The organism is Streptomyces nanhaiensis (assembly GCF_046614825.1).
Taxonomy (GTDB): domain Bacteria; phylum Actinomycetota; class Actinomycetes; order Streptomycetales; family Streptomycetaceae; genus Streptomyces; species Streptomyces radiopugnans.
In genome coordinates this window covers 1-2,835 of sequence record NZ_JBKJFM010000300.1, presented here as the reverse complement: position 1 = coordinate 2,835, position 2,835 = coordinate 1, and the positions used below count along the sequence as shown (strand labels likewise).

At 74.6% G+C, this 2,835-nt stretch carries 3 protein-coding genes; 2 read left to right on the top strand and 1 reads right to left on the bottom strand.

The annotated features are described in order from the left end of the window. A partial coding sequence (locus ACLIYP_RS30065; RefSeq protein WP_412716238.1) for a hypothetical protein occupies positions 1 to 846 on the bottom strand: 846 nt, incomplete at its 3' end. A gap of 66 nt (positions 847 to 912) precedes the next feature. On the opposite strand from ACLIYP_RS30065, the gene ACLIYP_RS30060 reads away from it, so the two are divergent. Both ACLIYP_RS30060 and ACLIYP_RS30055 read left to right on the top strand, forming a co-directional pair. After that, a complete protein-coding gene (locus ACLIYP_RS30060; protein ID WP_412716237.1) occupies positions 913 to 1,854 on the top strand; it encodes a Ppx/GppA family phosphatase in 942 nt (313 codons plus the stop codon). A gap of 90 nt (positions 1,855 to 1,944) precedes the next feature. Beyond that, positions 1,945 to 2,754, top strand: a complete 810-nt coding sequence (locus ACLIYP_RS30055) for a sugar phosphate isomerase/epimerase family protein (RefSeq protein WP_412716239.1) — start codon at positions 1,945 to 1,947, stop codon at positions 2,752 to 2,754. Positions 2,755 to 2,835: the final 81 nt, after the last annotated feature.

Sequence of the window (2,835 nt, the reverse complement as noted above, 5' to 3'; positions counted from 1 at the left end):
CCCCGCGGCACCCGCGGCGGGGCCGCCCGCGGGCCCGTCCGCCGGGTGCGGGGCCACCATGGGCAGTTCCGCCGCCAGCCGCTCCTCGCACAGCTCGGCCAGCCGCGCGTACCCGGCCGGGCCCATCAGCTCCGTCAGCTCCGGCCGGTACGAGACGTACACCGGCTCGCCGGCCCCGTGCGCCGACGGCGCGCCGGTGCACCACCAGTGCAGGTCGTGCCCGCCCGGCCCCCAGCCGCGGCGGTCGTACTCGCCGATCGACACGTACAGCCGCTGCTCGCCGTCCGGCAGCTCCACCCACTCGAACGTCCGCCGGACCGGAAGCTGCCAGCACACGTCCGGCTTGGTCTCCAGCGGCTCGCGCCCCTCCCGCAGGGCCATGGTGTGCAGCGCGCAGCCGATGCCCCCGGGGAAGCCGGGGCGGTTGAGGAAGATGCACGCGCCCCGGTGCAGCCGCGTCTGGCGCTCGCCGTCCTCGTTCACCTCGACCCAGCCGCGCTCGGAGGAGCCCTCCGCGTGGAACTGCCAGCTCTCGGGCGTGAGCCGCGCCACGTGCGCCGCCACGCGCTTCTCGTCGTCCTCGTCCGAGAAGTGCGCGCCCAGCGTGCAGCAGCCGTCACTCGCGCGCCCCGCGCTGATGCCCTGGCACCCCTGGCCGAAGATGCAGCCCCAACGGGAGGTCAGCCAGGTCAGGTCGCACCGGAACACCTGCTCGTCGTCCGCCGGGTCCGGGAACTCCACCCACATCCGGGCGTGGTCCAGCTCCACCTCCTCGCCCGCGGCCCGCCGCCGCTCCCCGCCCGCATTCGCCTCTTTGTCCGGCTTCACCGTTTTCGTCTTCGCCACGCACCCAGGGTATGCACCACGGGCCGGGCTCCAGGACACCGTCCGGCCGCAGTAGCGTGGCTCCCCATGAGACTCGGTGTCCTCGACGTGGGTTCCAACACCGTTCACCTGCTGGTGGTGGACGCACACCGGGGTGCCCGCCCCCTGCCCGCCTACTCCCACAAGGCGGAACTGCGCCTGGCCGAACTCCTCGACGAGGACGGGGCCATAAGCCCGGCGGGCGTCGAGAAGCTCGCCGCGACCGTCCGGGAGGCGATGGTCGTCGCCGAGGACAAGGGCGTGGAGGACCTGCTGCCGTTCGCCACCTCCGCCGTACGGGACGCGGCCAACGCCGACCACGTGCTGGAGCGGGTCGCCGCCGAGACGGGCGTGGAACTGAAGGTGCTCTCCGGCGAGGACGAGGCGCGGCTGACCTTCCTCGCGGCCCGCCGCTGGTTCGGCTGGTCGGCCGGACGGCTGCTGGTCCTGGACATCGGCGGCGGCTCGCTGGAGATCGCGTACGGCATCGACGAGCAGCCCGACGCCGCCGCCTCGCTGCCGCTGGGCGCCGGCCGCCTCACGGGCTCCTGGCTGCCCGGCGATCCGCCCGACCCGGCCGACGTCCGCGCGCTGCGCCGCCACGTGCGGCACGAGATCGCCCGGGTGGTCGGGGACTTCAGCAGACTGAGCGCCCCCGACCACGTGGTCGCCACCTCCAAGACCTTCAAGCAGCTCGCCCGGCTGGCGGGCGCCCCCCGCTCCGCCGAGGGCCCCTACGCCCAGCGCGAGCTGGTACGGGCGTCGCTGGAGGAGTGGGTGCCGAAACTGGCCGCCATGCCCGCCGCCGAACGCGCCGCCCTCCCCGGCGTCTCCGAGGGCCGGGCCAGGCAGCTGCTGGCGGGCGCGCTGGTGGCGGAGGGCGCCATGGACCTGTTCGGCGTGGAGCGGCTGGAGGTCTGCCCCTGGGCGCTGCGCGAGGGCGTCATCCTGCGCCGCCTGGACGCCCTGTCCGGCAACGGAACCCCGTGACCTTCCCCACACCCCGCCCCGCGGGCCCCGCGACGCCCTCCGTAACGCCCGCCCGCTCGCCGTAGGCTGTTGTGCGTGGTCGATCCAGCGATGTCCCTCCCGGTGCCGAAGGTCGCCCTCTCCACGGCCTCCGTCTACCCGGAGACCACGGCGACGGCCTTCGAGATCGCCGCACGCCTCGGTTACGACGGGGTTGAGGTCATGGTGTGGACCGACCCGGTCAGCCAGGACGTCGAGGCGCTGCGCAGGCTCTCCGACTTCCACGGCGTCCCGGTCCTCGCCGTCCACGCCCCCTGCCTGCTGATCACCCAGCGGGTGTGGTCCAAGGACCCCTGGACCAAGCTCCAGCGATCGCGCGAGGCCGCCGAGAAACTGGGCGCGAGCACGGTCGTGGTGCACCCGCCGTTCCGCTGGCAGCGCTCCTACGCGCGGGAGTTCGTGCGCAGCGTGTGGCGGATGGCGGACGAGACCGACGTCCGCTTCGCCGTGGAGAACATGTACCCCTGGCGCTACCGCGACCGCGAGATGCTCGCCTACGCCCCCGCCTGGGACCCGACCCAGGACGACTACCGCCACTTCACCCTCGACCTCTCCCACACCGCCACCGCCCGCAACGACACCCTGGCGATGGTGGACCGCATGGGCGACCGCCTGGCGCACATCCACATCGCCGACGGCACCGACTCCGCCAAGGACGAGCACCTCGTCCCCGGGCGCGGCGACCAGCCGTGCGCGGAGGTCCTGGAGCACCTGGCGGCGGCCGGCTTCGACGGGCACGTGGTGGTCGAGGTCAACACCCGCCGCGCGATGTCCTCGGCCGAGCGCGAGGCCGATCTCGCCGAGGCCCTGGCCTTCACCCGCCGCCACCTGGCCTCCGTGCCCCGGAAGGCCGGTCCGTGAGCGGGCGGGACGCCGGCGCCCGGCCCGCGCGGGACGCAGCCCGGCCCGCGGAGGACGGCACCGCGCGCCCCGTCCGCCGCC